The 21620-nt window shown below is 67.4% G+C and carries 21 protein-coding genes; 7 read left to right on the plus strand and 14 right to left on the minus strand.

Annotated elements, in window-relative coordinates; all coding sequences use genetic code 11:
* Positions 1–126: 126 nt before the first annotated feature.
* Positions 127–978: a shikimate dehydrogenase gene (gene aroE, locus ACF66B_RS16115; protein ID WP_111429961.1), complete on the minus strand. Its 852-nt coding sequence runs from the start codon at positions 976–978 to the stop codon at positions 127–129.
* A 16-nt stretch (positions 979–994) separates the two neighbouring features.
* Entirely contained in the window at positions 995–2527 is a 1533-nt protein-coding gene (locus ACF66B_RS16120; protein ID WP_111429960.1) for a GMC family oxidoreductase, read from the minus strand.
* Between the two features lie 115 nt (positions 2528–2642).
* Between ACF66B_RS16120 and ACF66B_RS16125 the strand changes: the two genes are divergently transcribed.
* Positions 2643–3554, plus strand: a complete 912-nt coding sequence (locus ACF66B_RS16125; protein ID WP_111429959.1) for an AraC family transcriptional regulator — start codon at positions 2643–2645, stop codon at positions 3552–3554.
* 95 nt (positions 3555–3649) lie between these two features.
* On the opposite strand, the gene ACF66B_RS16130 is transcribed toward ACF66B_RS16125, so the two are convergent.
* From ACF66B_RS16130 to pyk, 7 genes are all read right to left on the minus strand, one after another.
* Positions 3650–4801 (minus strand): SRPBCC family protein, encoded by a 1152-nt coding sequence (locus ACF66B_RS16130; RefSeq protein WP_111430003.1) that lies wholly within the window; start codon positions 4799–4801, stop codon positions 3650–3652.
* Between the two features lie 193 nt (positions 4802–4994).
* Positions 4995–6092, minus strand: a complete 1098-nt coding sequence (gene argE / locus ACF66B_RS16135; protein ID WP_111429958.1) for an acetylornithine deacetylase — start codon at positions 6090–6092, stop codon at positions 4995–4997.
* A 3-nt stretch (positions 6093–6095) separates the two neighbouring features.
* Entirely contained in the window at positions 6096–7031 is a 936-nt protein-coding gene (locus tag ACF66B_RS16140) for a LysR family transcriptional regulator (protein WP_111429957.1), read from the minus strand.
* Positions 7031–7708 carry a DUF1028 domain-containing protein gene (locus tag ACF66B_RS16145; RefSeq protein ID WP_111429956.1) on the minus strand — a complete coding sequence of 226 codons (678 nt, stop codon included), beginning with the start codon at positions 7706–7708 and terminating at the stop codon, positions 7031–7033. The genes ACF66B_RS16140 and ACF66B_RS16145 overlap by 1 nt, the downstream gene beginning before the upstream one ends.
* A 30-nt stretch (positions 7709–7738) precedes the next feature.
* Positions 7739–8152, minus strand: a complete 414-nt coding sequence (locus ACF66B_RS16150) for a RidA family protein (RefSeq protein ID WP_111429955.1) — start codon at positions 8150–8152, stop codon at positions 7739–7741.
* An 18-nt stretch (positions 8153–8170) separates the two neighbouring features.
* Positions 8171–9466 (minus strand): NAD(P)/FAD-dependent oxidoreductase, encoded by a 1296-nt coding sequence (locus ACF66B_RS16155; RefSeq protein ID WP_111429954.1) that lies wholly within the window; start codon positions 9464–9466, stop codon positions 8171–8173.
* Positions 9467–10099: 633 nt separating this feature from the next.
* A complete protein-coding gene (gene pyk, locus ACF66B_RS16160; protein WP_111429953.1) occupies positions 10100–11560 on the minus strand; it encodes a pyruvate kinase in 1461 nt (486 codons plus the stop codon).
* 171 nt (positions 11561–11731) lie between these two features.
* Between pyk and ACF66B_RS16165 the strand changes: the two genes are divergently transcribed.
* Positions 11732–12499 carry an N-formylglutamate amidohydrolase gene (locus ACF66B_RS16165; protein ID WP_111429952.1) on the plus strand — a complete coding sequence of 256 codons (768 nt, stop codon included), beginning with the start codon at positions 11732–11734 and terminating at the stop codon, positions 12497–12499.
* Between the two features lie 55 nt (positions 12500–12554).
* On the opposite strand, the gene ACF66B_RS16170 is transcribed toward ACF66B_RS16165, so the two are convergent.
* Positions 12555–13070, minus strand: coding sequence for a hypothetical protein (locus tag ACF66B_RS16170; RefSeq protein WP_111429951.1), 516 nt, complete (start codon positions 13068–13070; stop codon positions 12555–12557).
* 203 nt (positions 13071–13273) lie between these two features.
* On the opposite strand from ACF66B_RS16170, the gene ACF66B_RS16175 reads away from it, so the two are divergent.
* Entirely contained in the window at positions 13274–13573 is a 300-nt protein-coding gene (locus ACF66B_RS16175; RefSeq protein ID WP_111429950.1) for a DUF1244 domain-containing protein, read from the plus strand.
* A gap of 95 nt (positions 13574–13668) precedes the next feature.
* The gene (locus ACF66B_RS16180) at positions 13669–14097 is read left to right on the plus strand and encodes a GFA family protein (protein WP_111429949.1); all 429 of its coding nucleotides are present in this window, start codon (positions 13669–13671) and stop codon (positions 14095–14097) included.
* Positions 14098–14121: 24 nt separating this feature from the next.
* On the opposite strand, the gene ACF66B_RS16185 is transcribed toward ACF66B_RS16180, so the two are convergent.
* The 4 genes from ACF66B_RS16185 to ACF66B_RS16200 form a co-directional block, all read right to left on the minus strand.
* The gene (locus tag ACF66B_RS16185) at positions 14122–14976 is read right to left on the minus strand and encodes a D-amino-acid transaminase (RefSeq protein ID WP_111429948.1); all 855 of its coding nucleotides are present in this window, start codon (positions 14974–14976) and stop codon (positions 14122–14124) included.
* 120 nt (positions 14977–15096) lie between these two features.
* Entirely contained in the window at positions 15097–16062 is a 966-nt protein-coding gene (gene dgcA, locus ACF66B_RS16190) for an N-acetyl-D-Glu racemase DgcA (protein ID WP_111429947.1), read from the minus strand.
* Complete coding sequence (gene dgcN / locus ACF66B_RS16195) at positions 16059–17054, minus strand: N-acetyltransferase DgcN (protein ID WP_111429946.1); 996 nt, start codon at positions 17052–17054, stop codon at positions 16059–16061. Before dgcN ends, dgcA begins: the two co-directional genes overlap by 4 nt.
* Positions 17055–17171: 117 nt before the next feature.
* Positions 17172–17477, minus strand: coding sequence for a hypothetical protein (locus ACF66B_RS16200; RefSeq protein WP_162683271.1), 306 nt, complete (start codon positions 17475–17477; stop codon positions 17172–17174).
* 262 nt (positions 17478–17739) lie between these two features.
* Here ACF66B_RS16200 and ACF66B_RS16205 point away from each other — a divergent pair, with 262 nt between their 5' ends.
* The 3 genes from ACF66B_RS16205 (at position 17740) to ACF66B_RS16215 (ending at position 21604) form a co-directional block, all read left to right on the plus strand.
* The gene (locus ACF66B_RS16205) at positions 17740–18756 is read left to right on the plus strand and encodes a glutathione S-transferase family protein (protein WP_111429944.1); all 1017 of its coding nucleotides are present in this window, start codon (positions 17740–17742) and stop codon (positions 18754–18756) included.
* A gap of 79 nt (positions 18757–18835) precedes the next feature.
* Positions 18836–20014: an acetyl-CoA C-acyltransferase family protein gene (locus ACF66B_RS16210; protein WP_111429943.1), complete on the plus strand. Its 1179-nt coding sequence runs from the start codon at positions 18836–18838 to the stop codon at positions 20012–20014.
* Positions 20015–20257: 243 nt separating this feature from the next.
* Positions 20258–21604, plus strand: coding sequence for a P-loop NTPase fold protein (locus ACF66B_RS16215; RefSeq protein WP_111429942.1), 1347 nt, complete (start codon positions 20258–20260; stop codon positions 21602–21604).
* Positions 21605–21620: the final 16 nt, after the last annotated feature.

Genomic DNA, 21620 nt, shown 5'->3' on the forward strand with positions numbered 1-21620 from the left:
GCCGCAGTGTGGTTCCGGGAGGGCGCGGGCGGGGCGGGAGACGCCGCTTCCGGAAATCCCTTCTGGCCACGTCAACGCCGCCCCCCCGCCCGGAGGCCCGAGGCCGGCCTCCGCGGGCGTCCGGCCTCAGAGGCCAAGGTCCAGCAGCGCCTTGCGCATGACACCGGCGTCGGCATCGAGGCCGGTCCAGTATTTCAGGCCGATCACCCCTTGCCAGACCAGCATTCCCAGACCGTCCGCGGTCCTGCAGCCGCGCGCCTGTGCCGCCTGCAGGAGCCTCGTCAACGGCGGATTGTGGATGCCGTCGGCAACGACCATCTCCGGGGTCAGGCTGTCGTGGTCGATGTCCGGGGTGGCCTCGACATGCGGATAGAGCCCGATCGAGGTCGCGTTGACGACGATCCCCGTGCCCTCCGGGATCGAAAAGGGGCCGTCCCATGGCCGGTAGTCGGCCCTGGCCGGGGTTCTCTCCTCGATCAGCCCGGCCACCGCTTCGCCGCGATCGCGGCTCCGGTTCACCACGGTGATGTGGGACACCCCCGCCAGCGCCAGCTCGACCGCCACCGCCCGCGCAGCCCCCCCGGCCCCGAACAGGACCACGCGCTGGCCCGCAGGCGCGGTCACCTCGGAAAGCGCCCGGACAAACCCCTTGCCGTCGGTGTTTTCCCCGATCAGCCGGCCGTCGTCCTGCCGCACGACGGTGTTGACGGCGCCGATGATCGCGGCCGATTCTCCCAGCCCGTCGAGATGATCGATCACCGCCACCTTGTGCGGAATCGAGCAGTTGAACCCTCGCCAGCCCATGGCCCGCGCCCCCCGGACCGCATCGCCAAGATCCTCCGGCGCCACCTCGCAATTGATGTAGCGCCAGTTCAGCCCGTGGTGGCGGAACGCGGCCTCGATCATCGCGACGGTCGGGTTTTCGCCCGCCGGCATGGCGAAGGAACCGGTCAGCGGCTGCAGGAAATCGTGGGGCATGAGACTGTCTCCGGTGTCAGGCGGCCTTGCCGGTGGCAAGGACCTGGGTGAGATGCGCACCGACCCGCAGCGCCTGGGCGGCCACGGTCAGCGCGGGATTGACGGCGGCGGAGGACGGGAAGCAGCCGGCATCCACCACGTAGAGGTTGGGATGATCATGCGCCCGGCAAAGCGGGTCGAGCGCCGAAGCCGCCGGGTCCGTGCCCATCCGCACCGTGCCGCACTGATGCGAGGGGGACTCGATGCCGAAGGAATGGCGCAGGACGACGGGAAAGCCGATGCGGCGCAGCAGCGCCCGGGCATGGCGGACGAAGCGCTCGTGCGCGGCAAGGTCCGCCGGGCGCCAGGTGATCTCCGGGGTGCCATCCGGCAGCAGCCGGACGCGGTTTTCCGCCCGCGGCGGGTCTTCGGACATCACCAGCCAGTCGACACTGTGCCGTCCGAGCCAGTCGGCAGCACGCCGCGGCGCGAAGGGATAGGCGGCGCGGATCATCGGCCCCTGGATGTTGCCAAGCATCTGGATATTGCCGCGCGCCAGCGGATCGCCCGCGATGCCGTGATAGAAATCGTTCACCGAAAGGGTCTTGGGAAATTTCGTGTCATTGACCGTCGAGGGCAGGACCCCCATCAGCCCGGTCAGGTGATGGTTCATCAGGAAACGCCCGACGACGCCGGAGCGGTTGGCGAGCCCTTCGGGGCAGCGGGGGCTGGCGGAGCGCAGAAGGATCAGGGCCGAGTTGATCGCGCCGGCGCTGAGAACGAAGAGCGGCGCCTCGATCCGCTCCGTCGCGCCACCGCAGTCGACCTCGGCGGCGACGATCCTCCGGCCGCCATCGTCGTGGATCAGCCGCAGCACCCTGGCATGGGGGCGTATCTCGACGTTCGCGCGGCCGCGCAGACGGCTCAGAAGCCGTGTCTCCGCGTCGCCCTTGGCATCGAAGCGGCACCCGAAGGCGTCGCAGGTGCCGCAGCGCCGGCAGGCGCCGCCGGGCCCGTAATCGATCGCGGCCGGCATCGGGAAAGGCCGCAGACCGGCCTGCTCCAGCCGGTTCGCCATGTCCTGGATCAGCGGTTCATGCGGCACCGGGGCATGATCGTAGCCGCCGCTGCGGGGCGGTTCGGTCGGATCAAGCCCTGAGAGCCCCCGTACGCCGAACAGGCGTTCGGCCTCCGCATAGTGGGGCTCCAGATCGGCGTAGCCGATCGGCCATGCGGGCGAGGGCGCGTCTTCATGCGCGGTCTCGGCAAAGTCGCTTTCCCGGAACCGGAACATGGCGGTGCCGTAAAACTTGGTGTGCCCGCCGAGGAAATAATACTGGCCGGGGCGGAAACGCCGCCCGGAGGCGTGCTGCCATTCCTCCTGCGTGCGATAGCGGTTTTGCATGAAGACGGCTTCCGCGTCGTTGAGCTCCGGCTCGTTCGGCAGGGGCCCGCCGCGCTCGAGGATCAGCACCCGCAGACCCGCCTCCGCCAGTTTCAGCGCCACCGATCCGCCACCGACACCGCTGCCGATTACCACCACATCGGGATCGTTCATCCTGCCTTGCATGTTCCCCTCCCGCCGGGCGTGTCCTGGAGATGAAAATACCGGCCCGCATTGGCCCGCGCCATTCCCGGCCCCGGCGATTTCTTGTAGGATCACCGCATTCTTCAGGAGACGCACAATGCAGCCGTGGTTCGAGGCCGTGACCATTCCGGATGGACACTCCTGCCGCATCTACGACCGGCGCCTGCCCGAATTTGCCTTCAACTGGCACTACCACCCGGAATACGAACTGACGCTCACCCTGGGCAGTCACGGCACACGGTTCGTCGGCACCGGCGTCGCGCCATATGCCGAGGGCGATCTGGCGCTGATCGGCCCCAATCTCCCGCATGCGTGGCAGTCGCATCGCCTGGCCGACGGCGCGGCGGAGCATCGCGCCATCGTGTGCTGGTTCACCGAGGGCTGGATCCGGGGCCTTCTGGAGCTGATGCCGGAGCTCGATGTCATCGCCCCGCTCCTGGGCGAGGCCGGAAACGGCGTGCTGTTCGGCCCGGCGGTCGCGATGGCGATGAAGGCGCGCATGCTCCGGCTGTGCGAGCACGAGCCTTCCGACCGCGCGCTCGGCCTCGTCGGCCTGCTGCTGGATCTGGCCCGTGCGAACGACCGCACCGGCCTGTCTTCGGGTGCGATCACCCCGTCCGAGATGCCGCGCGACAGACGGCGGATGGAGCGGGTGCTGGATCATGTCCATGCGCAGGTCGCGGCGCCGATCCGTCTGGCGCCGCTCTGCGAGATCGCCCATGTGTCCGAGAGCCAGCTCCAGCGCATCTTCAAGCGCAGTACAGGCCTCTCGATCAGCGAATATGTCACCCGCCTGCGCGTCGGCCGCGCCTCGACGCTGCTGAGCCGCACCGATCTGCCGATGGCCGCCATCGCCGAGAAATGCGGCTTTCACGATGCGGCGCATTTCGCGCGCAAGTTCCGGGCGACAACGGGGCGCACCCCCACGGCCTATCGCCGGGAATTCCAGGCCCCGGGGCCGGCGCTTCCGGTCGGGGCCTTCCCGATGCAGCGCGAGCGGGCAGGGTGAGAGGAGACCCATGCTCCGGCCCGCCGTGAGGGCGCGCGATCGACCGCACGGGGAGGGCCCGTGCGCGACCCCGGCACGCGGCTGGAAGGGCGGGCTCAGGCCGCCGACACCATCCGCGAGATCCACTGCGCGAATTCGTAGTTCGGCCGTTCGAGATGCGAGAGCGCGCCGGGCCTCGCGAAGCGGCTCTGCATGCCCTTCCAGACCTTTTCGGTGCAGCCCTTGTCCTCTTCGTTCACCTCGTCGAGCAGGGTCTTGAGCGCGGCGAGATGCGCTTCGGCCTCCGGATCGGCGAGGAAATCGGCGGAGAGGCCGCCGCCGTAGAGGATCTTCACGTGATCGGGCCCGTCAGGGGTAAGCGAAAGATACCAGAAATAGCCCGGCGTCAGCGTGATCAGCAGCGACGGGTAGATCGCCAGCAGCCAGGTGCGGCGGCGCTCGTCGCCCGTGAGCGCGGTGTTGGTCGGGTGCGCCAGCGCCAGCGGCACGGAATCGTTCTTGAGGATGTGGTGGTAGTTGAAATTCGCGAAGCCCTCGGGGCAGACCATGTCCCTGAGCCTGGTCGAGCCGCCGATCGTGCCCGCGTGGCAGACCGGCAGGTGGTAGCTCTCCATGAAGTTCTCGGCCAGGATCTTCCAGTTGGTGTTCCAGCGATGCGTCTCGCGGAAGGTCTCGCGGTAGCTCGCCATGTCGAGATAGCCGACGAGGTCGTCCACCTCGGCGTAGATCTCGGACGGTTCGGCCAGATCGGGGTCGAGGGTCAGCATGATCCACCCCTTCCAGTCGACGCAGCGGATCGCCGGCAGGCCCGAGGTCTCCTTGCAGAACGAGCCGTTCAGCTCCATCGCCGGGGCGCCGCGGAGCGATCCGTCGAGCGAATAGGTCCAGGCATGGTAGGGGCAGGTGATCACCCGCGCGGTGCCGCGCCCTTCCAGCAGCGTCGACATCCGGTGGCGGCAGACGTTCGACATCGCACGCAGCGCGCCCCGGGCGTCACGAAGCACGATGATCGGCTCGCCGGAGATCTCGGTCGTCATGTAGGCGCCCGGCCCGTCGAGCGACTCGGTTCGGCCGGCGCAGACCCAGCTCCTGGCAAAGACCCGCGCCTCCTCGACGGCGAGAAACGCATCCGAGGTGTAGACGGAGGTCGGCATCGCGGAGGCATGCTCGAACGGGACCGCGACATTGGCGGCGAGTTCGGCAACAGGATCGATCCGGGCGCTGCTCAGAGGGGAGATCTGGTTCATCGCGGGTTCCATGTCGGGGAGCGGAGACGCGGCTCCGGACGTCTTCTTCTGAATGACGCCGGAACGGCGCTGCCGAAAGGACTTTTTCCATTAGTCCGGCTTAGGCATGAGCTAACCCAGCCGCCGGGTGGCACAGTCTGGGGCTTCCGGCCGCCTCCGAAGCGCCTCGACGCCATCGCGTCCGCAGCGCGCGTCAGCGGGACAGGAAGGCGCGCAGGATCCGGATGCAGCCGTCGAGCTCGGAGATCGCAATGGATTCGTCGGGCTGATGGCCGTCCCGCATGTCTCCCGGCCCCCAGACGATCGTCGGAAGGCCGAGGGCGGCGAAGAACCCGGCTTCGGTGCCGAAGGCGACGGTGCCGGGCTCCGCCTGCGCGAGGCCGGAGGCGAAGGCGCGGATCGCTGGAACCGCGGCATCGCTGCTGAGCCCGGGATAGCTCCCCGTCTGCGTGATCGTCACGTCCTGCGGCACGTCGAGGCCCGCCAGGATCGCCTCCGGCGTCTCGGCGGCGAGGTGGCGGATCTCGAAGAGCAGCTCCGCCCGGTCCGGCACGATGTTGAGCGCGGTGCCGCCGCGGAAGACCCCCGCATGGATCGTCGAGACCGGCGGGTCATAGCGCGCGTCCCGGGCGCCCTGCGTCATGAGCGCCGCCTGCCGGTCGCGGATCGCCGCGATCAGATCGGCGGCGGGATGCAGCGCGTTGCGGAACTGCGGCGCCATCGCCGAGTGCCCGGCCTCGCCGGTCGCGATGGCCCGGTAGCTCGCCTTGCCCTTGTGCCCGGTGACGAGCCGGAGCGAGGTCGGCTCACCCACGATGCAGAGGTCCGGCCGGCCCAGCGTCGGGATCACCTGATCGATCATCTCGGCGATGCCGCGGCAGCCGATCTCCTCGTCCCAGCTGAGCGCGAGGCTCAGCGGCATCCGCTGGTCCTCGACCTTCAGCGCCTGCGCGACGGCGAGAACGCAGGCGAGGAACCCCTTCATGTCCGTCGTGCCGCGGCCGACATAGCGGCCATCGCACTCGCCAAGCGCGAAGGGATCCCGCGACCAGTCCTGTCCCGCGACCGGAACCACATCGGAATGCGCCGAGCAGAGCAGCCCGCCATCCCCCGCCCCGCGCTTCGCCAGCAGCCCCGCCTTCACCCCGTCGGCGGAGGCGAGCCGCCACACCGCGAAGCCCTGCGCCCGCAGGAAATCCGCGACCCAGTCCACGAGCGCCCCGTTCGGCCCGTCGGTGATCGTCGGAAAGCCGACGAGTGCGGCGAGGATGTCCCTGGTGGAGAGCGCCATGATCTACCCCGCTACCGCGCCAAAGCTGAACTCGCTCGCCTCGCCCAGATTGTCGCGGACATGCTCGATGAAGGCCGCGACCGTGCGCGAGGTCTCGGCCCCCCGGCTCGTCAGAATGCCCATCTTGAGCAGCCGCGGCCCGCCCGAGATCGGCACGAAGCGCAGCGTGCCGCCGTCGGGCGCCTGATCGGTGATCGGGCGGATATTGGCGATGGAATAGCCGAAATCGTTCGCCACGAGCGAGCGCATCACCGCGATGTCCCGCGTCCGTTCCACCACGCGCGGGCGCTGCCCGGTCTCGGCGAAGAGCGCCAGGAAATAGTCCGTGCTTACCGGCAGGTCGAGCAGGATCATCGGCAGATCGACCAGCTCCGACAGCGCGACCTCGCGCCGTTCGGCCAGGGGATGGCCTTGCGGGAAATGCGCGACGGGCGGCAGGTCGATCAGCGGGAGGAAGTCGAGATCGGGGGGGATGCCGAGATCGTAGGTTATCGCCACGTCCAGACGGGCATCGCGCAGCTCTTCAAAGATCTCGGACTGGTCGCGCTCGAACTGCTGGAAGGTGACCTCCGGGTAGGTGTCGATGAAGCCGCGGCGCAGCTTCGGCAGCACGATCTGCGCGAAGGTGACGAGGCAGCCCACATGCAGATCGCCCCGCACCGTGCCGGCCAGATCGCTCGCGAGATCGCCGAGCGCCTCGACCCGCGCGACGGCCTCGCGCGCGCCTTCGAGGAAGCGGCGGCCCACCTGCGACACGGCAAGGCCGTGGGCATGGCGGCGGATGAAGAGCCTGAGCCCGACCTCCGCCTCGAGCTGGGCCATGGCGGTGGAGATCGTGGGCGAGGAGACGTTCACCTTCTGCGCGGCCAGCGCAATGGAGCCGCACTCGCAGACGGCGATGAAGTATTCCAGCTGGCGGAGGGTGATCCGCAGCGGCATCAGTCGTCGCCGGGAACGCCGTAGGACGGCGCGGCGCCGGGGTTCAGCGCGCGGGTGACGTAATCGTCGGCCTGCGGGCGGTAGAGCGCCCAGAGCTCGGCGAGCGCCGCGATCGGGCAGGCCCCGTCCAGCCAGTCGACGCGCAGGTCGGCATAGGGCCAGCTTTGCTCGTCGACGACGAGGAGGCCCGCGGAATGCACCGGCCCCGCCTCGCCACCGGCCGCAAGACCCGCGGTCATCGCCGCGATCAGGCGATCGCCGAGCGCGCCCTCGGCCGCCTCGAAGGCCGCGACCATCGCCGCCGGGATGCCGTCACTGGCGAGCATGTTGCCGCCCGCAGCACAGTCGCGCCCCGCGGCGGCGGTCCAGAGCCCCAGCGCCTTCGGGCCGGAATGCACCGATGTCGCCCCCGTCGCATCGATCGCCAGAAGCTGGCGGTAGTCGGGGTGGGCGTCGCCGTCCCGCGCCGCGGCCACGGCCTCCGCCGCGCCCGCGCCCGCCGCCATCCGGTCCAGCATCACCGTGCCGAGCTCCGGATTGGTCACGTTCTGCGACGAGACCGCACCGATCCCGGCGCGTGCCCGCGCGCAGCGCGCCGCGACCGCCGGTGAGGAGGAGGAGATGGCCACGCCGAACTGCCCGCTTTGCGCGCATCTAGCTACGATGGAAAAGGTCATGGGGCGTTCCGTTTCGGTGCGGATCTCGGATCAGTCGGGGATCACGGCGGTTGCGTCAATCTCCACCAGCCATTCGGGCCGCGCAAGGGCGACGACGACAAGGCCGGTGCAGACCGGATGCACGCCGCGGATATACTCGCCCATCGTGCGGTAGACCGCCTCGCGGTGGCGCACGTCGGTCAGGTAGACGACGAGCTTTGTCACATGCGCCATCTCGCCGCCCGCCTCCTCGACCAGCTGGCGAATGTTCTGCATCACCTTGTGGGTCTGCTCCACCGGATCGTGGCTGTCGATGTTCTTGGCGGTGTCGAGGTCCTGCGGGCACTGGCCGCGCAGGAAGATCACCTGTCCCCGCGCCACGACGGCCTGGGCAAGGTCGTTGTCGAGGTTCTGTTCGGGGTAGGTGTCCTTCGTGTTGAAGGCGCGGATGCGGGTATGGGCCATGTCGGGTTCCAGTTCGGATCAGGCGGTGCGGGGGGCGGCGCGCGCATCTGAGCGGGCCGCGTCGGGATCGGGGCGATAGGCGCGGTAGCCGGCCTGGATCTGCATGTGATCGGCGAGGTATTTCGCATCGTGCCAGACGCCCCAGATGAAGCTGGAGCCGCGCCCCGAGAGCCAGGGCAGGCCGAGGAAATAGATCCCCGGCGCGCGCGAAACGCCGCGCTGGTGGTCGGGCCGGCCCGCATCGTCGAAGGCATCGACCGCCATCCAGCCGTAATCGTTGGCAAAGCCGGTCGCCCAGATGATGGTCGAGAGGCCCGCCGCCTCCATGTCGAGCTCCGTCAGGGGATCGGTCACGCAGGCGGGCATCGCTGCGAGCGCGCGGGCCGAGGGTTCGGGGGGCAGGTCGAGGCCGTTGCGCGTCACATAGGCGTCGGCCTCGTCGAGGATCGACAGGTAGTTCTCGTCGCCGCGGCGGATGTTGCGTTCCAGGTCCGGGCTGAAGGACAGCACGCCATCCGCACAGCGTTCGGTGCGCCCGACCAGGGTGATGCCGTCCTGGGCAAGCCGCCGGAAATCGACCGTCCGTCCCCCATGCGCCCCGCTGACGGCGATGGTGACATGCTCGGTGCCGGGGGCGCTCGCCTGCTTGTCCCACTTCCCGAGCACGCCCAGCCACCAGACGAAATCGCGGCCGCGATAGCTGCGCGGCGGCCGGTCGTGCGGCCCGACCGAAAGATAGACGCGTCGCCCGGCCTGCATCAGCTCCTCCGCGATCTGCGCGCCGGAGGAGCCGGCGCCGACGACGAGCACCGCGCCCTCGGGCAGCGCGCCGGGATTGCGGTAATCGCAGGAATGGATCTGGGTGAGCCCCGCGGTCTCGGGCACGATCCGGGGCATCACCGGCGTCTGGAAGGCCCCGGTCGCGACGACGACGTTCTGCGCCTCGACCACGCCCTCCGAGGTGTCCGCCCTGTAGCCCGGGCGCCCCTCGAGCGGCGCGAGCGCGGTCACCTCGACGCCGCTCCGCACCTGTCCCGCGAAGCGCTCCGCATAGGTTTCGAAATAGGCGGCGATATCCTCCTTCCCGACGAATTCGTCGGGCGAGTGGCCCTCGAATTCCATGTTCGGGAAGCGGTCATGCCAAGCCGGTCCGTTTGCGACGAGCGAGTCCCAGCGGCGCGTGCGCCAGGATTCGGCGATGCGCCCGCGCTCGACGACGATATGCGCAATCCCCCGGCGCGTCAGGTGCTCGCTCATGGCGATCCCGGCCTGTCCAGCCCCAATGACCAGCGTGTCGGTGGTTTCAAGCGTCATCAATGCAGTCCCCAACGGTTTGGCGCCGATGCCCGCGGGTGGGCCGGAGGCGCTCTCCCTCCTCCCTTACAATCGGCATGACTTAACAAAAACAACGATTTTCAATAGCGTGGATTAGTTTTTATCTAATCCACTATTCTGATACCCACCGCGCGCCTCTTTCTTGCAGCAAGCCAACGCCGCCGACAGCCGCCATCCACGAGGATCTCGTCCCTAGCCACAGGCACATGCTCGGGAAACGCCCCAAGCCTCCATGCCTGAGCCCGGGGGTCGGTTCGAAACGCGGGCGGGTTCCGCGAGGATTGCATTTCCCCACCTGCTGGCGGCCCCTCTGGCCGCACGGGCGAAGCCGCGCGCGGCAATGGCGCTCGTGGCGAGCGATCTGGCCATCATCGCCGCGCTGCCCCCCGGAAACCGGGCGCCCGTCAAAAGGGTGGGGAAGTTCGGGGGCAGGGCAGGCCAAGTGGCCCGACCCGCACCGGTCTCATGCTGCCCGCAAGGGCAGCCCCGCAGCCGCCTTCCGGTGAAATTCATGATATGTTAGTAACTTTTTTAAATGAAATCAATAATTTAATTTCGTTTTCACCGTGAAAAGCCCTGTTTTCACGGTGAAAACCTTGTCGTCCGGGCGGCTCAGTCTTCGCCCCAGCCCTCGTAGATGGCCTTCTCGTTGCAGACGGCGACACGCAGGATGTTGGTCGAGCCCGGCGTGTTGAAGGGCACGCCCGCCATCACGACGATCTGCTCGTTCTCGAGCGCGAAGGAATGATCCCGCGCAACCTTCGCCGCGCTCACCACCGCTTCCTTGAATCGCCCGACCGGCTGGCTGACCACGGCGCAGTGCAGCCCCCAGGACAGCGCAAGCCGCCGCGCCGTCTTGTCGAACGGCGTGAGCGCGATGATCGGCACCCGCGGCCGTTCCCGCGAGGCCAGCAGCGCCGTGGTGCCGGTATGGCTGAAGCAGCAGATCGCCTTCACATTCGCGGTCTCGGCGATCGAGCGGGCCGCCGAGCTGATCGCATCGGCCACGCTTTCGCGATGCGGGGCGCGCGACGCCTCGATGATCTGGCGGTAGATCGCATCGCTCTCGACCGCGCGGGCGACGTTGTCCATCGTCTTCACGGCCTGGATCGGATACTCGCCCGCGGCCGATTCTGCCGACAGCATCACCGCATCCGTGCCCTCGTAGATCGCGGTCGCGACGTCCGAGACCTCGGCGCGCGTCGGCACCGGGGCGGTGATCATGCTCTCGAGCATCTGGGTTGCGACGATGACCGGCTTGCCGGTCGCGCGCGCCTGACGGACCAGCCGCTTCTGGATCGGCGGCAGCTCCTGAACCGGCAGCTCGACGCCCAGATCGCCACGGGCGACCATGATGCCGTCGGCGGCGGCGAGGATCTCGTCGAAGGCCTTGACCGCCGCGGGCTTCTCGATCTTCGCGAGCAGCGCCGCGCGGCCCTTGGCGAGTGTCCGCGCCTCGGCCACGTCCTGCGCCCGCTGCACGAAGCTCAGCGCCAGCCAGTCGACCCCGAGCTCGCAGACGAACTCCAGATCCGAGCGGTCCTTCTCGGACAGCGCGGCGAGCGGCAGCACCACATCGGGCACGTTGACGCCCTTGCGGTTCGAGATCTCGCCGCCGACGATCACTTCGGTATTGGCATGGCTGTCGGAGCGGTCGGTGACCCGCAGCTTGATCTTGCCGTCGTTCACCAGCAGGGTCGAACCGACCTCAAGCGCGGCAAAGATCTCGGGATGCGGGAGGCAGACCCGGTTCGAATCCCCCTCGGCCTTGTCGAGATCGAAGCGGAACTTCGCGCCTTCCACGAGGGTCTCGGGGCCGTTCGCGAAGACGCCGCAGCGGAGCTTCGGGCCCTGCAGATCGGCCAGGATGCCGATCGGCCGGTTGAGTTCGGCCTCAACGGCCCGGATCTGGGCATGCCGCCAGGCGATCTCTTCCTGGGTGCCGTGACTCATGTTGAGGCGGAAGACATCCGCACCCGCGAGGTAGAGTTTCCGGATCATGTCGCGGCTATTGGACGCTGGCCCCAGCGTGGCCACGATCTTGACGTTTCGCTGACGGCGAAGGTGATCCATCCTGGCCCTCTCTCCAGTTGACGTTCCCGCCTCGTTATAGGCGAAAGAAAACGCCTTGAAACAACAAATGCCCAAAGGATGGGCGCTTGCACCGGAAATTTTGCGGGGGTTCTGGCGCTTGCCGCAACAGACCCATATGGTGCGCGCGACATGACGAAACATAATTGCCAGATGACCGAGAGTTCCCCGTTCGAGATTGTGAATTCCGCCGGCAGCTCCGGGATTCTACTGCTCTGCGACCATGCGACGAACATCGTGCCCGAGGCGGTGAACGGCGGCGATCTGGGTCTGCCGCCCGCCGACATGGGCCGGCACATCGCCTATGATCTCGGCGCGCGCGGGGTGACGCTCGAGCTCGCCCGGCTGCTCGATGCACCCGCCGTGCTTAGCCGCTTCTCGCGGCTCGTCATCGATCCCAACCGCGGCGAGGACGACCCGACGCTGGTGATGCGGCTCTATGACGGCACCATCATCCCGGCGAACCGGCATATCACCGAGGCCGAGAAGGCGCGGCGCCTCGCGGCCTATCACCGGCCCTATCATCATGCGGTCACGGCCGAGATCGACCGGATGCTCGCCGAAGGCCGCACGCCCGCGCTCGTCGCGATACATTCCTTCACCCCGCGGCTCGTCGGCCGCGTGCCGCGCCCCTGGCATGTCGGCATCCTCTGGCATCACGACGGCCGCATCGCGCTGCCGCTGATGGAGCGCCTCCGGCAGGAGCCCGACCTCTGCATCGGCGACAACGAGCCCTACACCGGCCAGCTCGAGGGCGACTCGATGAGCCGCCACGGCACCGGGCGGGGGCTGGCCCATGTCCTGATCGAGCTGCGCCACGACCTCATCGAGACCGAGGCCGACCAGCGCCTTTGGGCCGCACGGCTTGCCCCCATGCTGAGTGAGGTCGTCGGCACCCTGGAAGACAAACCCGCCCAGTGAGCACGCCGGCCGGATCCGGGCCGCTGGCTGGGAGCGGCCAGATCAAAGCTCCCGATCAGTAATTCCCGATACGGACCCTGTTCGAGGGATCGGCCTGGTAGCAGCTTGTCGCGGAAAGCGGCCGAAGGACGCGCTCGTCGTCCTGGTCGGAGATATCCACGCCGGCGGGACAGGCCGGCAGATTGACAAGCTGGTATCCCTTCCTCGCCATGCACTGCAGATGCACCTGCTGACGGAGGCCGGCGTTGGCGTCATAGGACTGCATCTCGCCGCCATAGGTCTGACCGCCGGTCTGGTTGCAAAATGTCTGCGTTCCGTACTGGTTGCAGGTCACGGAAGCCGGCGTCGTGTAGGCGGGCGTCTGACTGTACTGGATCTGGGCCGGCACTCTCTGCGTCGCCTCCACCTGACACTCGGTATTGTCCACCGAGATCTCGCTGAAAGCTGCGCCGCCCTTGTAGAACATCGGCATCGGTCGGCCCGCGGTGTAGGCGCCATAGGTGGTTGTCGGCGCGCCACATCCGTGAAGGAGGGACAGGGCAACGAGAAAGACGCAGAAGGTTCGGATCATCACGGGGGGTCTTCAGCCGGCAGATTTCAGGTCCGCCACCTTGACCTCCAATTTGTTGTGGATCTCTTAAGGCTCGCCCAAGGCTCCGGCCGCACGGACCCCGCATCACCAGATCCCGCGACCGATGTCCGACGGTTGCGGGCGGCGCGGTTCGCGCCCATCTTGGGTAACGTGACGGCATACCGATCCGAGGAAGCGAGCCCATGACCGAACCGACGCGCGAACCGACCGAAATCGAACTCGAGGCCGCCGCCTACCGCGCGCTGCGCGATCATCTGCGTGCGCGCACCGATGTCCAGAACATCGACCTCATGAACCTCGCGGGGTTCTGCCGCAACTGCCTCAGCCGGTGGTATCAGGAGGCGGCGAACGCGCGCGGCCTCGCGATGGAGAAGGACGAGGCGCGCGAGATCGTCTACGGCATGCCTTATGACGAATGGCGCGCGCGCTTCCAGACCGAGGCGAGCCCGGAGGCCAAGGCGGCGTTTTCCGAGAACCACTGACCTCGCCCGTCCGCCGCATCCCTGCGACTTTGGTGTGGTTGCCCGGCGCTGCGGCAGGGGGCAGAGTGCGCCTCGAATAAGGGAGGGAGGCCGAAATGGCTGAAACGCACAGGGGCGCCTGCTTTTGCGGCGCGGTCGAGGTCGAGGTGACAGGGGCGCCCGAGGCGATGGGCTATTGCCATTGCGCCTCCTGCCGGTCCTGGTCGGCGGGGCCGGTCAATGCGTTCACGCTCTGGAAGCCGGAGGCCGTGAAGATCACCAAGGGTGAGGACAAGCTCGGCCGCTATGCCAAGACCGAGATGAGCATCCGGCGGTTCTGCACCGAGTGTGGCGGGCATGTCCTGACCGAGCACCCGCCGCTCGGCCTCACGGATGTCTACGCTGCGACGATCCCGACGGTGACCTTCGTGCCCGGCGTGCATGTGAACTATGCCGAGACGGTGCTGCCGATGAAGGACGGGCTGCCGAAGCTCCACGACTTTCCGGCGGAGTTCGGCGGCTCGGGCGAGGTCATGGCGGAGTGAGCCCGGAGCCTCGGGCGCGGAAGCTCAGCTTCCGCTCTCGAGGGCCGTGTTGATGTAGATCTCGCGCAGGCGGCGGGCGACCGGCCCGGGCGCACCGCTGCCCACGGGCGTTCCGTCGATCTCGATCACCGGCATGACGAAGGAGGAGGCCGAGGTGAAGAACGCCTCCGCCGCGCCCCTGGCTTCCTCGATGGTGAAGGGCCGTTCCTCGACCTTCATCTGCGCCTCGCGCGCGCAGCGTAGCACCGCGGCGCGGGTGATGCCGTGGAGGATCGCATTGGAGAGGTCGCGGGTGACGATGGTGCCGTCCTGCGTCACGATATAGGCGTTGTTCGAGGAGCCTTCGGTCACGAAGCCGTCCTCGGTCATCCAGACATCGTCCTTGCCCGCCTTCTTTGCTTCCATCTTGGCCATGGCCGAGGCCAGAAGCTGCACGGTCTTGATGTCGCGCCGGCCCCAGCGGATGTCGGGGGCCGAGATGATGCGCACGCCCGCCTGCGCCGCAGGAGAGGTGCGCAGGGACTTCGCCTGGGTGAAGAGCACGAGGCTCGGCACCGCCTCGGCGGGATAGAGGAAATCGCGGTCGGCGGCGCCGCGGGTGACCTGGAGATAGATCAGTCCCTCGCGCAGCGCGTTGCGGGTCATGAGCTCGCGGTGGATCGCCTCGAGCGTCGCGTCGTCGCAGGGCTCGGCCATCTCCAGCTCGCCGAGTGAGCGGTGCAGCCGGCGCATGTGCCCCTCGAAATCGAGCAGCTTGCCGTCGAGCACGCTCGTCACCTCGTAGATGGCATCGGCGAACAGGAAGCCGCGATCGAAGACGGAGATCTTCGCGGCCTCCTCCGGAACGTATTCCCCGTTCACATAGACTATGCGGGACATGGCGGATCCTTCAGCTTTCAGGCGGCGCGGCCCCGAGTGCGGCCCGGAGCGCGGCGGCACCGTATCGCGGCGGGCGCGGCCGGTGCAACGGGCCTTTTGCCCGGGGGCGCGGCGGCCGGGTCAGCCCCAGAGCGCGCGGGGGGCGGGATGGACCCCGGCGGCGTCGTAGCTGAGCGCGGGGTCGCGGTCGCGGGCCAGCAGCAGCGGCCCGTCGAGATCGGTGACGGCCGCGCCCTGTGCGACGAGAAGTGCCGGGGCCATGGCAAGGCTCGAGCCGACCATGCAGCCGACCATGATGCGGTAGCCCGCCGCACGGGCCGCCGTGCGAAGCTCCAGCGCCTCGGTGAGGCCGCCGGTCTTGTCGAGCTTGATGTTGACCATGTCGTATTTGCCGGCGAGCCCCGCGAGGCTCGCGCGATCGTGGCAGCTCTCGTCGGCGCAGACCGGCAGCACCCGCTCGAGCTCCGCCAGCGCCCCGTCGTTGCCGGCGGGGAAGGGCTGCTCGACCATCTCGACCCCGAGCCGGACCAGCGCGGGGGCGAGCTCGGCATAGGCCTCCGGCGACCAGCCCTCATTGGCATCGACGATGATCCGCGCCGCGGGCGCGCCGCGCCGCACGGCCTCGAGCCGGGCCATGTCGCCCTCGCCGCCGAGCTTGATCTTGAGGAGCGGCCGGCCGGCGTTCTTCCGCGCGCGCGCCTCCATCGCCGCGGGCGCATCGAGCGAGAGGGTGAAGGCGGTGATCTCGGGGCCGGGCGTGGGCAGGCCCGCGAGTTGCCAGACCGGCTCGCCGGAACGTTTCGCCTCGAGATCCCAGAGCGCGCAATCGACGGCGTTGCGGGCAGCACCTGGCGGGAGCAGGCGCTGAAGCTCCGCGCGGTCGAACTGCGGCGGCAGGCTCCCGATCTCGGCGACAACGCTCTCGAGGGTTTCGCCATAGCGGGCATAGGGCACGCATTCGCCCCGGCCTGCGGCACCGTCGGCCTCGATCGTCACGGTGACGACATGCGCCTCAGTGCGCGAGCCGCGGCTGATGGTGAAGACCTCCGCGAAGGGAAAGCTCTCGGTGGCGGCGGTGAGTTTCATCGCAGACCGTCCACGAGGCGCCCGGCGCCGTGGCGGAACGGATCGACGGCCGGAAGGCCCATGCGGGCCTCGACCCCGGCGAGATAGTCCACGGCCTCTTCTTCCGACATCGCGGCGGTATTGACCGAGATCCCGGCGACATAGACCTCCGGATTGACGATGCCGGCCATGGTGAGCGCGAGATCGCGCAGCGCCTCGAGGCTCGGAAGCTTGTAGTCCGGCAGCCCGCGCATGTGCGGGCGCGTCGGCTCGTGGCAGAGGATGAGCGCATCAGGCTGGCCGCCATGGACGAGCGCCAGAGTCACGCCGGAATAGGAGGCGTGAAAGAGGCTGCCCTGGCCCTCGATCAGGTCCCAGTGGTCGGGATCGTTGTCGGGCGTCAGCCATTCGATGGAGCCGGCCATGAAATCCGCCACCACCGCATCGAGCGGCACGCCGTTGCCGGTGATGAGAATGCCGGTCTGGCCGGTCGCGCGGAAGCTCGCCTTCATGCCGCGCGCCACCATCTCCTTCTCCATGGCGAGGGCGGTGTACATCTTGCCGACCGAGCAGTCGGTGCCGACGGCAAGGCAGCGCTTGCCGCTGCGCCGCTTGCCGTTCGCGATCGGAAAGCGGGTTTCCGGCACCCGGACATCGTGGAGCTTGCGGTTGTAGGAATTGGCGGTCGCCACGAGAACCGGCTCGTCGCGCAGAAGGTTGTGGAGGCCCGAAGCGAGATCGAGCCCCGCGATCAGCGCCTCCTCGAGGATGCTGAGCCAGGCGGGCGAGATGACGCCGCCGCGGTTCGCAACCCCGACGACGAGGGTCTTCGCTCCGGCCGCGACGGCCTCCCTCAGCGTCATGTCCGGCAGGCCCATGTCCGCCTTGCAGCCCTCCATGCGGAGCTGCCCGATCGCGGCGTCCGGCCGCCAGTCGCGGATACCCTGCGCCACCTTCGCCGCCAGCGTGTCGGGCGCGTCGCCGAGGAAGAGCAGATAGGGGGAAGAGATCATTTCAATGCCTTTCCATGTCATCGGGAAGACGCGGGCACATGCTCCGGCCGCGCGCCAGGCGTCCTGAAAGTCCGCGCGTGTGCCGAAGGCCCGCTTCCGGGGCCGCGGCGGCGCGGATCAGAGGGGGAAATCGACCGGTGGTGTCTTGCGGGCCGGTGTGTGCCGCTTGAAGCCGCAACGCAGGTAGGAGCCCTCGGGCTCCGTGAGCATGATGAGGCAATGCGCCACCTGCTCCTCGCCATCATAGATGTCGGCATAGCCGCGGAGATGCGCATGCTCGGGAACCTCGATCAGGCAGGTGTCCCGCCCGAGATCGATGATCTTGTAGCGCCCGCTGTCGGTCCGGAGCTCCATGCCGGGCCGGGCCCGATGCTCGGGAACTGGCGTAATGCCGCCGGGCAAACCCTCTGCGTCAGCGTCCATGGCCCCCTCCTTCGATGACAACCCGATTGCCCGCCAGAATGACGGAAGGTCACGACTCGCATGGCGAAATGCAACCATGGGTGCCGATGAAACACAAACGTTTTCATGGTTTCCCGCTCCGGCCCGGCCCCCATCCATTGGTCTGTATGGGCATCCGGCGGCGCTGTCTGTTTCCGTTTTGGGTTCAATGAGGTTCCGGCATGCGCGTTTAAAAGCTCTCTCGTGACCTATATTGCGATGAAGGCATAAAGGGAGATCTGTTTTGGGACTGTTGCGGGACGGCACCTGGTACACGGACTGGTATGACACGGACTCGTCGGGCGGGGCGTTCGAGCGTTCGGCTTCGAGCTTCCGGAACTGGGTCACGGCCGATGGCAGGCCGGGGCCGAGCGGGGAGGGCGGGTTCCGCGCCGAGAGCGGGCGGTACCATCTCTATGTCTCGCTCGCCTGCCCCTGGGCGCACCGGACACTGATCTTTCGGGAGCTCAAGGGGCTGGCGCCGCATGTGAGCGTCGATGTGGTGCATCCGGTGATGGGGGACGACGGCTGGAGCTTCGCCACCGATGCCGAGGGTGCCACCGGCGACAGGGTGCTCGGCAAGCGCCTTCTCCGCGACGTCTATCTCGAAGCCGAACCGGATGCCACGACACGGGTCACCGTGCCGGTGCTCTGGGACCGGGAGCGCGGGACGATCGTCTCGAACGAGTCCGCCGAGATCATCCGCATGTTCAATTCGGCCTTCGACGGCATCACCGGCGACGAGCAGGACTTCCATCCCGCCGCGCTTGCCGACGAGATCGACGCGCTCAACGAGCGGATCTATGACACGGTCAACAACGGGGTCTACCGCGCCGGCTTCGCGACCTCGCAGGCGGCCTATGACGCGGCGGTGGTGCCGCTCTTCGAGACGCTCGACTGGCTCGAAGAGCGGCTCGCGACCCGGCGATACCTGACGGGGGCGCGGCTGACCGAGGCGGATGTGCGGCTGGTGACCACGCTCTTCCGCTTCGATCTCGTCTATCACGGGCACTTCAAGTGCAACCGCCGCCGGATCGCGGACTATCCCAACCTCTGGGCCTATGCCCGCGATCTCTACCAACATCCCGGTGTCGCGGAGACCGTCGATTTCCGCCATATCACCCGGCACTATCACGAGAGCCACCGCACGATTAATCCCTGCGGCATCGTCCCCATCGGCCCGGATCTCGACTGGCGGGAGCCCCATGGCCGCGAAGATCTCCGCGCGCCACGCTGGCAGGGGGAGGCCGCCTCCTCCTGAGCCGACCTGGGGCCTTGCATCCTGCGCACGGTTGCGTGAGTGTGTCGCGCATTCATCCGGGTAACGGGGAGGGAGCTCCATGACCGAAGAAATCGTAATCCTTGACGGCGCGCGTACCGCCATCGGCACGTTCGGAGGCGCGCTGGCCGGCACGCCGCCGATCACCCTGGCGGCGACCGCGGCCAAGGCCGCGCTCGAGCGGTCGGGCGTCGAGGGGGGACAGATCGGCAACGTTGTCTTCGGCCATGTCATCAACACCGAGCCGCGGGACATGTATCTCTCGCGCGTCGCGGCGATGGACGCAGGCATCCCGGATTCGGCGCCCGCGATGAACGTGAACCGCCTCTGCGGCTCGGGTGCGCAGGCGATCGCCTCGGCCTATCAGTCGCTGCTGACGGGGGACGCGGATTTCGCGCTTGCCGGCGGCTCCGAATGCATGTCGCGCGGGCCGTACAACCTTCCGGCGGCACGCTGGGGCCAGAAGATGGGCGATACCAGTGCGATCGACATGATGGTCGGCGCGCTCACCTGCCCGTTCGGCACCGGCCACATGGGGGTCACGGCGGAGAACGTCGCCGCCGAGCACCAGATCACCCGCGAGGAGCAGGACGCCTTCGCGCTCGAGAGCCAGAAGCGGGCGGCCGCGGCGATCGAGGCGGGCCATTTCAAGAGCCAGATCACCCCGGTGCAGGTCAAGGTGAAGCGCGACATGGTCGACTTCGTCACCGACGAGCACCCCAAGGCCACGACGATGGAGAAGCTCGGCGCGCTCAAGACCGTCTTCAAGCGCGACGGCACGGTGACGGCAGGCAACGCGAGCGGCATCAATGACGGCGCGGCGGCCGTGGTGCTGGCAACGGCCGAAGCGGCCTCCCGGGCCGGGCTCAAGCCCAAGGCCCGGATGCTCGGCTATGCGCTGGCGGGCGTGCGGCCGGACGTGATGGGCATCGGACCGGTGCCGGCGGTGCAGAAGCTGCTGGAGCGGACCGGCCTCTCGATCGAGGATTTCGACGTGATCGAGGCGAACGAGGCCTTCGCGGCCCAGGCGCTCGCGGTCAACAAGGGCCTCGGCCTCGACCCGGCGAAGGTGAACCCGAACGGCGGCGCCATCGCGCTCGGCCACCCGGTCGGCGGCACCGGCGCGATCGTGACCGTGAAGGCGCTCTACGAGCTCGAGCGGATCGGCGGCAAGCGCGGCCTCATCACCATGTGCATCGGCGGCGGCCAGGGCATCGCGCTCGCCATCGAGATGATCTGATCCGGGCGGGCCGTTCCCGCGGGGATGGCCTCCTGAGACCCCTGAAACACCCGGCCCCGTCGCAGCGATGCGGCGGGGCCGGTGCGTGAAAGACGGGCTTTTCACCGTGAAAACGAAATCAATACATTGATTTCATTGAAAAAAGTTACTAACATATCATGAATTTCATGGAGGCGGCCATTTTTGGGGCGGCCTGCTCGCAGATATTTCGAGGCGGAAGAAATTTCAGGGAGAGGGTCCGAGATGCGGTTTGCACCACCGGAAGAAGCTCTGGATCTCTACAAGACTGGGTTCGAGAACGACCTGCTCGGGCGCAAGAAGGTCGGCCAGAGGCTCTCGGAGGTTCTTCAGCGCACGGAAGATCCGCTGGTGGTGGCGCTCGACGGGCGGTGGGGGACCGGCAAGTCGCATTTCCTGCAACGATGGGTGGGCGAACATCTGCGGCAATACAGCGGCGAAGCGAACACGCTCTATTTCGATGCCTTTGCCCATGACTATCTGTCCGACCCGCTGGTCGCGCTGGTCGGGGCACTATCGGAGCGGCTTCCCGAGGAAGAAAGCTGCAAGCTCGATCGGGTGAAGAAAGTCACACTCAAGTTGCTCAGACCCGCGGCCAGAATTGGCCTTGCGCTTGCGACCTATGGCGCCACGGCGGTGCTGAATGAGCTCGGGGACGCAGCCGCCAAGGCAGTGGAGAATGAAGCCGGAAAGGCGGTGGAGGAGTTCTGGGAGCGCGAGGAGGGGCGCCAGGCGGCCATGGAGGAGTTTCGCAAGGCGCTCGGGGCATTGACGGCGGCCAAGGGGGGCGAGGCACCGACACCGCTCATCATCGTCGTCGATGAACTGGACAGGTGCCGACCGGACTACGCGCTGGAGATCCTCGAGGTCATCAAGCATTTCTTCGCCGTGCCGCATGTGCATTTCGTGCTCGGGGCCAACCTCGAGGCGCTGGAGAACAGCGTGAAGGCCCGCTATGGCGCGGGGATCGATGCGACGGCGTATCTGCAGAAATTCCTGAGCTTTACCGTGACACTGCCGGAGCACGTCGGGGACGATTGGCGAACGTCCGCGATGCTAAAATATGCGGATCATCTCGGAAGAGCCATGAAGATGCCCGACCATCTTCTGGAGGAGGTCGGCACCCAGCTTCGAATTCTGAGCAGAAACAATTCCATCTCACTCAGAGATGTCGGGAAGGTAATGTCGATGGTGGCGCTCCTGCCGGAGGAGGCGCAGGCAGTTGCAGCGCATACGGGACTGCACAAAGCGGCCGTCACGCTTGTGATCACGAGGATTATCCGGTCGGACATCTTCCCGAAACTGTGCGCTTCTACGATCAGCCCCGAAGAACTCGTTGCTTATCTGGGTGCAGGTGACGACTTTGTAAAAGAATACACCGAGGATGACCGGAAAAATCCAAAATTTGATGGTCATGTTTTATATTTGTATAGAATATGGATGAATATTTTTTATGAAAATTCTGTAGATAAAAAATTTTTGTCTGATGACGTATTTGGATGTTTTAATATTAAAGAGATTCCGGTCTATATCTGTAAGAATTGGCTGAGCAACTTCCGGTTGCCTGACTGACGTTTTCTCCCGCGGG

The sequence above is a fragment of the Amaricoccus sp. B4 genome (assembly GCF_043226085.1).
Lineage (GTDB): Bacteria > Pseudomonadota > Alphaproteobacteria > Rhodobacterales > Rhodobacteraceae > Amaricoccus.

Bases quoted from the DNA above. Each gene is read 5' to 3' on its own strand.
- ACF66B_RS16150 (WP_111429955.1), bottom strand. From the start codon at position 8,152: ATGGCCCATACCCGCATCCGCGCCTTCAACACGAAGGACACCTACCCC.
- pyk (WP_111429953.1), bottom strand. From the start codon at position 11,560: ATGGATCACCTTCGCCGTCAGCGAAACGTCAAGATCGTGGCCACGCTG.
- ACF66B_RS16185 (WP_111429948.1), bottom strand. From the start codon at position 14,976: ATGTCCCGCATAGTCTATGTGAACGGGGAATACGTTCCGGAGGAGGCC.
- ACF66B_RS16145 (WP_111429956.1), bottom strand. From the start codon at position 7,708: ATGACCTTTTCCATCGTAGCTAGATGCGCGCAAAGCGGGCAGTTCGGC.
- ACF66B_RS16120 (WP_111429960.1), bottom strand. From the start codon at position 2,527: ATGCAAGGCAGGATGAACGATCCCGATGTGGTGGTAATCGGCAGCGGT.
- ACF66B_RS16130 (WP_111430003.1), bottom strand. From the start codon at position 4,801: ATGAACCAGATCTCCCCTCTGAGCAGCGCCCGGATCGATCCTGTTGCC.
- aroE (WP_111429961.1), bottom strand. From the start codon at position 978: ATGCCCCACGATTTCCTGCAGCCGCTGACCGGTTCCTTCGCCATGCCG.
- dgcN (WP_111429946.1), bottom strand. From the start codon at position 17,054: ATGATCTCTTCCCCCTATCTGCTCTTCCTCGGCGACGCGCCCGACACG.
- ACF66B_RS16170 (WP_111429951.1), bottom strand. From the start codon at position 13,070: ATGATCCGAACCTTCTGCGTCTTTCTCGTTGCCCTGTCCCTCCTTCAC.
- ACF66B_RS16155 (WP_111429954.1), bottom strand. From the start codon at position 9,466: ATGACGCTTGAAACCACCGACACGCTGGTCATTGGGGCTGGACAGGCC.
- ACF66B_RS16200 (WP_162683271.1), bottom strand. From the start codon at position 17,477: ATGGACGCTGACGCAGAGGGTTTGCCCGGCGGCATTACGCCAGTTCCC.
- dgcA (WP_111429947.1), bottom strand. From the start codon at position 16,062: ATGAAACTCACCGCCGCCACCGAGAGCTTTCCCTTCGCGGAGGTCTTC.
- ACF66B_RS16125 (WP_111429959.1), top strand. From the start codon at position 2,643: ATGCAGCCGTGGTTCGAGGCCGTGACCATTCCGGATGGACACTCCTGC.
- ACF66B_RS16175 (WP_111429950.1), top strand. From the start codon at position 13,274: ATGACCGAACCGACGCGCGAACCGACCGAAATCGAACTCGAGGCCGCC.
- argE (WP_111429958.1), bottom strand. From the start codon at position 6,092: ATGGCGCTCTCCACCAGGGACATCCTCGCCGCACTCGTCGGCTTTCCG.
- ACF66B_RS16210 (WP_111429943.1), top strand. From the start codon at position 18,836: ATGACCGAAGAAATCGTAATCCTTGACGGCGCGCGTACCGCCATCGGC.
- ACF66B_RS16180 (WP_111429949.1), top strand. From the start codon at position 13,669: ATGGCTGAAACGCACAGGGGCGCCTGCTTTTGCGGCGCGGTCGAGGTC.
- ACF66B_RS16215 (WP_111429942.1), top strand. From the start codon at position 20,258: ATGCGGTTTGCACCACCGGAAGAAGCTCTGGATCTCTACAAGACTGGG.
- ACF66B_RS16165 (WP_111429952.1), top strand. From the start codon at position 11,732: ATGACCGAGAGTTCCCCGTTCGAGATTGTGAATTCCGCCGGCAGCTCC.
- ACF66B_RS16140 (WP_111429957.1), bottom strand. From the start codon at position 7,031: ATGCCGCTGCGGATCACCCTCCGCCAGCTGGAATACTTCATCGCCGTC.